We start from the raw sequence: 7662 nt of genomic DNA on the forward strand, positions 1-7662 counted from the left end.
GTGTGCCATAATTGCTGCCAAGGAGAAGGAATCGCTGTTGCCCTTAAGCACTTCCCTTGCTTGCAGCCTAATCGCTGTTTGCTCACAGTTAGGGCATTTTACCTTTGTGAAAATCACTCTTTGGTCGTCCTTTGTACTCGCCCATTACGGGTTACCCGGTGTACTCGCTGATTATCCCCTGCTTGCAGTGGTAGCACTCGAATATCACACGCCCTACCTCCGATTTGCAATCCAGGAATTGCATGTGCTGACAGGGTGATGGCGGTAATTCTGGTTCTTCGGAGCGATCTTGGAAGGGTATATGAGGTTTGGTTGCTGGTGGTAAATCTATTTTTTTCTTGTTGCGCTTGCCAGTCACCTGCGGCTCAACTTTTGGCGGCTTCATGGGTTTTTCCTCGACAGGTGGATGGTCAGGCTGTTACTGAGCTTTGAGGACGTTGGGTTGATTTCAATTTAATTTTGTTTATTTCTGAATCCTTAAAAAATGTGTCGTATTTTAAAATACGACAGAAATAGGTGACAAATACAAATGCATGATATACATTTTTCAAAAGCTTAATGTCGAATTTCAAAATCCGACAAAAAAACTGATATGAAGCAGATAGTTCTCTCACTGATAGCTAACGCAGGCGGTGTAGGTAAAACTACACTCAGTGTACACCTTGCATACGAGATAGTTCGGCGTGGCTTTTCTGTAGCAATACTTGACTTAGATCCACAACGCTCTTTAGATGTGTTTTGTGGGGTACCACCTGCTGAAGTATCTAATACTCTAGTTAAAGCATTATCTAAAGATTTTAAGGGGGATTGGAAATTAATTTCGGTTTGGGAAGAATCAAAAATTCAAGTCTGCCAAGGACATCCATTAATGGCTGAAATGGCCAACGAATTAGTAATTAGGAAACGAGGAGAGTACACACTTAGCGATCGCTTAAAAAACTACCCATTACCTCATAACTTAGTAATCTTGGATTGTCCGGCCACATTGGGAATGCTGAATGTTAATGCTTTAGCCGCTTCAACTCACATATTAGTTCCAGTGCAATTAGAAATGAAAGCGATTTCTGGTTCAGCAGAATTGGTAGAATGGTGCATTTCAACCAGCGATGAGTTACAGTTATCACCTCGTCCACCAATTTTAGGGTTTGTGCCAAGTATGTATGATGATACCGTAGCGATGCACAGACAATATCTAGAGCAATTACCAGAAATCACTGAACATTTACAATTGAAACTTTACCCCAAAGTTCGTAGTTCCAATGAATTCAAAAATGCTAGCGCTCACGGGCTACCTTTACAAAAATACCGTCCCAAACATCCTGCTTGTAAAGATTTTAAGCAAATTACAGATGATTTAGTTGCTTTAATTAAGGAGAAAAAATAATCGTGGCTTTGCCTAAAATTGCTAGTAAATTTAGTAGCGCAGTTCAAAAAACTGAGCAAGAACAAAAAATTGCTGAACTTCAAATAGAAATAGAAAGACTCAGAACCGCACAATCTCCTGAGTTAGAGAATGAACTGCAAAAACTCCGAGAACAACTTCAAAATCAATCAGGAGAAGTACAAGTTGATTTAAATCTCATTGACCCGAATCCTAATCAGCCTCGGCAGACAATTACACCAGAATTAATACAAGCAAAAGCACGATTACTCAAAAAACACGGACAGATTTCAGCAGTCATCTTAGTCAGACAGAGTAATGGTCGTTACATACTGTTAGATGGGCAGCTACGTACTGAAGGAGCTAAATTACTAGGCTGGTCAACTATTCGTGCAGTAATAGTGTCAATGCCTAAGGACTTAGATCAATCTGCATTACTAACTTTTCTTGGCTTTGAAGACTTGAATCCTTTAGATAAAGCAGAGGCAGTATTTAAAGAAGTAATGAAGTCCGCTAATTTGCCAATGGATGAAGTTTCCACAATGTTGGGAACGGTAATTAAAAGAATAGAGAGAAATGGAAATAGTAAAGAGCTAGCAAAATTGATGGCTGTAAGCGTCGATGAACAGCAACAGGGCTTAGAACTACTGGAAATTACAGGTAAAGAACAGAGTCTACTACTAGTGCTGCTAGAGTTGGGGTTAAATCCTAGTTCTGTGAAAGCTAATCTAATGCCGATGCTTTATCTGCCTCAAGATTTAAAACAGGTCATCAGGCAGCATGGACTCAAAGGCGCTCATGCTTTAGCATTGGCAACTCTATCTGCCAAGGCATTAGACATCTCCGAAAATCAAGCAGCATCCGAACGGATTGCAGCAACAGATGAAGTCTTAAAGAAAAATCTGACAGTAACAGAAACTCGTGAACTGGTTAGAAAAATTAGGATCAAGTATTTAAAGTCAAATGAACAAGAGTTAAAAGAGGTAAAAATAATATTTCAAAAAGTTAATGGAATTTCTGGAGATTTGCTTAAAAAAGCTAGTAGTAAACAGCTTCACGAAATGCGCTCTCTTTTTCAGCAGAAATTACAAGAAATTGACAAAGTTATTGCTACAAGTAAATAAATTCAATATTCTTACTTTTACAAATTGTTTCATAGGAGTAAGTTAAGCTAATCGGAGAAATTAGGGTGAGTTCTCGATGACACTAATACTGGGTGTGTGGGTTAGTATTTATGTACTATAGTTTGCTGAATTCCAGTATTATATACAATGATGTGCTGTGCGGCATCTGATCATAAGCAATGTCCACTCCTCCTAATCTTTCCCCTCAACAAATAAGCGCCTTTCCTCAACACGAAACAATCACCGGAGTCGTAGAACGTTTAACTTTTTACTCTGCTGAATCGGGTTACACAGTGGCAAGACTGACCCGCCCCCGTAGCACCGAACTCACAACAATTGTTGGCAGCTTTGCTAACATCCAGCCAGGGCAGACTTTACAACTAACTGGTTTTTGGCGTGACCATCCACAATTTGGGCCACAGTTCCAAGTAGTCAACTACAAAGAAACCAAACTAGCTACTCTCACTGGAATTGAAAAATATTTGGGCAGTGGGCTGATTAAAGGTGTTGGCCCAGTAACAGCCAAGCGTATCGTCGCTCACTTCGGTTTAGAAACGCTCGATATTATCGAAAACCAGATTGAACGACTGATTGAAGTCCAGGGTATTGCCAAAAAGCGGATCACTCTCATCAAAAACGCTTGGTCAACTCAAAAAGCCATCAAAGAAGTGATGGTATTTCTCCAAGGGCATGGTGTTTCTACCACTTATGCTGTGAAGATTTACAAGCAATATAAGGATGAGGCAATCGCCACTGTTACTAAAAACCCTTACCAGCTAGCAGCCGACATCTACGGAATTGGTTTTTTGACTGCTGACAAGATTGCGAGAAATATAGGAATTGCGCCTGACTCAGAATTTCGTTACCGTGCGGGGATTATCCACTGTTTAAGTGAAGCCGCCGAAGATGGTCACTGTTACCTGCCACAAAGCGAACTGATTGAATCGGTAATCAAACTGCTGGCTACCGAATCTCATCAGCCCACGGAAGAAACGATCGCACAAATCGTCAAAGATATGGCTCTAACAGATGAACTGATTAGAGAGCGGGATGAAGAGAAAACACTACTTTGCTACAAGCCAACTTACTTCCATACGGAACAGAATTTAGCTCAATTGATACGCCAACGCTTGGAAAATCCTGTTGGCACTGACATTGAGCGCGTGCGTGATTGGATTGACCGCTTTACTGCTAGCCGGAAAATTCAGCTTTCAGAACAGCAACGCCAAGCTGTAGAAACAGCGGCCTACTCCAAAATCATGATCCTCACTGGTGGCCCTGGGGTTGGAAAAACTTTCACCACGCACACCATAGTTAGTTTATGGAAAGCGATGGGGAAATCTATTGCTCTTGCTGCACCAACTTCAAACAAGTGCAATTATCACTGCTGCTCACCAAATCAACCGGGGCCAGTACCCAACAATCGAGCCAATTTCTGATAATCCCGTGTCTGATTGTATTTGGCACGGCGGCGGACATCAGCCCGAACATGGTGTACAGGCAATCTGCGAGTTGATTACCGATTTGATTCCTGCCTTAGGTTTGAATCCTGCTACTGATGTCCAAGTGCTTTGCCCGATGACACGGGGAGTAATCGGGACTCGTAACCTAAATACAGTATTGCAGCAGTTGATCAACCCACCCACCCCCAGCAAGGTGGAGATTAACAGAGGTGGGAATTTGTTACGCGAGGGCGATCGGATTATTCAGCTAACCAACGACTACAACCGAGAAGTCTTCAACGGCGACTTAGGAATAATCCAAGCCATTGATACTGTCGAGCAGGAAGTTACAGTACTGTATGGTGAGCGGACTGTGGTTTACGATTACGCTGACCTCAATGAAATTGCCCTGGCGTGGTGCGTGACTATTCATAAAAGTCAGGGATCAGAATACCCGGTGGTGATTTTACCAATCTATATGCAGCACTATATGATGCTGACCCGAAACCTGTTTTACACTGGTATAACTCGTGCCAAGAAGTTAGCGATTGTGGTTGGCGCAAAAAAAGCGATATCTCTAGCCGTGCGCTCTACTGACGACCAAGAGCGCTACACAAGGCTGAAGCAGAGGTTACTTCATCCAGGACTGCATTAGTGATATGTTTTGGTTCTTCAAAATAGAAAACTTTATTGAGCTATTTGATTTATACTTTTAAATTCCTTGGTTTAAAAAAGCGTTGAGTTTGTATGTCCAGCCTGAGTTCCGACATGGTTCGCATCTATTTGCAAGAAATTGGTCAGTATCCTTTATTGAAGCCAGAGGAAGAAATTGCTTATGGTAGACAGGTACAAGAAATGATTGCCATTGAGCAATCTAAAAATGAACTCAGCCAACAGCTAGACCGTGAACCAACTTTAAGAGAATTAGCCAATGCTGTTGAAAAAACCGAAGCACAAGCCCGAGCAGTATTACACCTTGGTCAAAAAGCTAAACAGAAAATGGTGACAGCTAACTTGCGACTGGTAGTTTCTGTTGCCAAGAAATACCAGAACCGCAATTTGGAATTTCTAGATTTGATCCAAGAAGGAGCGATCGGTTTACAACGGGGTATAGAAAAGTTTGATCCCAACCGGGGCTATAAGCTATCAACCTACGCCTACTGGTGGATTAGTCAAGCTATAACCAGAGCAATAGCAGAACAATCCCGCACTATTAGATTACCTGTTCACCTGACTGAAATACTTACCAAAATTAAGAAAGTACAGCGAGAAAGCTTTCAAAAACTCGGTCGTCATGCCACTGCTGAAGAAGTTGCAACACTCTTAAACATAAGCACAGATAAACTTCGAGAATATCTCACCGCTTCTCGCACAGCCATCTCTTTAAATAAACAAGTCGGAGATGAGAAAGAGACAGAATTGGGCGAAATTTTAGCAGACGTTGGCGCTTCACCAGAAAAACTGCTCACCCAAGAACTTCTATCGCAAGACGTAGCTAAATTTTTAGAACCATTGACACCTATACAGCGTCAAGTGTTGACTTTAAGCTTTGGGCTAGAGAACGATCAGCATTTCAATCTCGCTCAGATTGGCCAACAGCTAAACCTCAGCCGAGAGCGGATTCGTCAAATCCAGGTCAAAGCTATAAGTATTCTCCGCCACCATCAAAATGATATCCAAGAGTATTTATTTGATTAAGAGAATGTTTTAGTCAGATGATGCACGGATCTTACAGAACTGATATTGAAAAACTATATTAAAGAAGTAAGGCTACATAGTAATCAATGCCCAGCAAAACAATTGATGTCCGAGAGTACACCGTCAGAGCGCACAAACGGGAAATTCACACTCGCGTTTTCAACTTCGTATGTAAGCAGTGTGAACAACCCACACAACGAGAAACCTTTGGTGTGCGACCGCTCTACTGTGAGCAATGCCGTCCGCCACAAGCACCCAAGAAATCAGTAGTCCCTCTCAAGAAGAGAAAACCCAGAGCTATGACTTACAAGAGTGGTAAAGACATAGCCGGATGATTTGTTGTCTCAAGGTTTTGAGTGAGCGCACGAAAGTGAGTGAAGCAGTGCGCTCATTCGCCCAACCTAACTCAAACTGGTAAAAAGTAACTCTAATGTTTAGGAATCATTCAGGAGGTGCAAACTGTTTTTTACAGGGGGGCAGGGGGAGTCAAGAGAAAATTCTATGTCTTATGTTTGCTCAGTTCGTCAAATAATTACTTTAATTTATGGTTTTGACAATTAAGAGTATTTGATTTTATTAGTCAGTCGCAATATGTTGAAGATGTATCTACGGTTTTCGCATTCAAAGCAAATTTTTAGTTAAGAAATGATGCTTTCACAAAAGAAGAAACTTATGAAACCTGGGAAAATTATTTTAATCGTCTTGCTGTTTGTGATCGCTATAGGAGTAGCTCAACCTTCATGGGCAGATAGAATTTCTGAAGATAGCCCTGACTATCCAAAAGTTGTTCAAACATTTAATAGTCTAATGCAAGTTAGGAAAAACCCAGAACAAATGGGATATACCACAGAAGAGCTACAGCAGAAAATTGCTGCTTTAGAATTGCAAAAACAGACTATAAAGACTTCAGAAGATTGGGCTAGATGTCGCAATGAAACGGGGAAACCATTAGCTATCTATGCTCGGAAACCTGAAAACTCAACTTTAAACGCTCTTTACTATCTCGGTAATGGCGAAACTACCGATGAAGACTGGGATTGTGACGCTATTTACCTGCCAAATGATGCGAAAGTTGCTGGGCTAAAACTGCCAATCAAAGAGCCAGCAATTCTAAAAATTATAGATGGGACTCAATTAGTTGCTAAAACTAATCCTAACACCCAAGAACTTGAGTTCATTGCTCCAGCTGCACTGATTGAAGTACTCAAAGCCGAGCAACTCAACTGGCAAATTCCTAATTTAGCTTCATCTGATATTGATGTACAAAGTCCTAATGCTCCAAGCGATTGAGAGCCAGAAATCTGAATTGATAGCCAGACAAAACAGTAGCAATTAAAACATTGATGACTTCGGCGACAAGACTATTAGTCCGCCGATTTTTTTTCGGTTAAAGAAGAATGCTACATCTTTATCTTGCCATCAGCGACTTACTCAAGCGATCGCATGGCACTTTTATGAAGGCAAGTTTTCCCCAACGCCTCACTTAAGGTGTGGACATCTCCAATTTTGACGGAGCAACAAAAAGTGTCGCTGATGGGCTTGAGCGATTCTTTGAGAACACCACAGGCATCACAGAACTTTTTGGTGTACTGAGTGTATCTTAAGTTCCCAAGGATGTGATAGCATACCTTCAACAATTTTAGATAGCATAGCGATCAGCCAGATTGGGGAATACGAGAAGCTCAAGTCGATATTTTCCTCCATGAAGGATTAATTGATGATGCAATAAAAACAGTAGAGAGAGATACTTACTATGATTCCAAACTGGTTCATCGAGTCATGAATGTAGCAGTTTCCCATAGTGCAGATTGGGTAATTGATAACGCTCGCAGACGGGCAGAACCAATTATGGAACAAGGGAAACCTGACCGTTATGATGCTGCGGTTAATGTAATCGATCACGGGGCGATCGCAGACTAAAAGCCAATAGATGTCAATGAGTGAAGAAACTAGGGGAATTAGTCTAAGAGAGTTCACTCTATTTGATAAAAGTAAATAAACGGGTATGGCTTCGGGG

Annotated in this window: 7 protein-coding genes and 1 pseudogene; 7 read left to right on the forward strand and 1 reads right to left on the reverse strand. The window is 41.4% G+C overall.

The window, feature by feature from the left end; all coding sequences use genetic code 11:
• Window positions 1-151: 151 nt before the first annotated feature.
• Window positions 152-385, reverse strand: a complete 234-nt coding sequence (locus tag LC608_RS32095; RefSeq protein ID WP_229557426.1) for a hypothetical protein — start codon at window positions 383-385, stop codon at window positions 152-154.
• A 207-nt stretch (window positions 386-592) separates the two neighbouring features.
• Here LC608_RS32095 and LC608_RS32100 point away from each other — a divergent pair, with 207 nt between their 5' ends.
• The 7 genes and pseudogenes from LC608_RS32100 (at window position 593) to LC608_RS32130 (ending at window position 7565) form a co-directional block, all read left to right on the forward strand.
• Window positions 593-1384: a ParA family protein gene (locus LC608_RS32100; protein WP_069074846.1), complete on the forward strand. Its 792-nt coding sequence runs from the start codon at window positions 593-595 to the stop codon at window positions 1382-1384.
• 2 nt (window positions 1385-1386) lie between these two features.
• Window positions 1387-2505 carry a ParB N-terminal domain-containing protein gene (locus LC608_RS32105; protein WP_229557427.1) on the forward strand — a complete coding sequence of 373 codons (1119 nt, stop codon included), beginning with the start codon at window positions 1387-1389 and terminating at the stop codon, window positions 2503-2505.
• A 179-nt stretch (window positions 2506-2684) separates the two neighbouring features.
• Window positions 2685-4602, forward strand: a pseudogene (locus tag LC608_RS32110) (helix-hairpin-helix domain-containing protein).
• 92 nt (window positions 4603-4694) lie between these two features.
• Window positions 4695-5645 carry an RNA polymerase sigma factor, RpoD/SigA family gene (locus LC608_RS32115; protein ID WP_229557428.1) on the forward strand — a complete coding sequence of 317 codons (951 nt, stop codon included), beginning with the start codon at window positions 4695-4697 and terminating at the stop codon, window positions 5643-5645.
• A gap of 86 nt (window positions 5646-5731) precedes the next feature.
• Window positions 5732-5980, forward strand: coding sequence for a hypothetical protein (locus LC608_RS32120; protein ID WP_190731864.1), 249 nt, complete (start codon window positions 5732-5734; stop codon window positions 5978-5980).
• Between the two features lie 337 nt (window positions 5981-6317).
• Window positions 6318-6935 carry a hypothetical protein gene (locus LC608_RS32125; protein WP_229557429.1) on the forward strand — a complete coding sequence of 206 codons (618 nt, stop codon included), beginning with the start codon at window positions 6318-6320 and terminating at the stop codon, window positions 6933-6935.
• A gap of 489 nt (window positions 6936-7424) precedes the next feature.
• Window positions 7425-7565 carry a hypothetical protein gene (locus LC608_RS32130; RefSeq protein ID WP_229557430.1) on the forward strand — a complete coding sequence of 47 codons (141 nt, stop codon included), beginning with the start codon at window positions 7425-7427 and terminating at the stop codon, window positions 7563-7565.
• Window positions 7566-7662: the final 97 nt, after the last annotated feature.

It is taken from the genome of Nostoc sp. XA010, assembly GCF_020829625.1.
In the GTDB taxonomy this organism is placed as follows: domain Bacteria; phylum Cyanobacteriota; class Cyanobacteriia; order Cyanobacteriales; family Nostocaceae; genus Nostoc.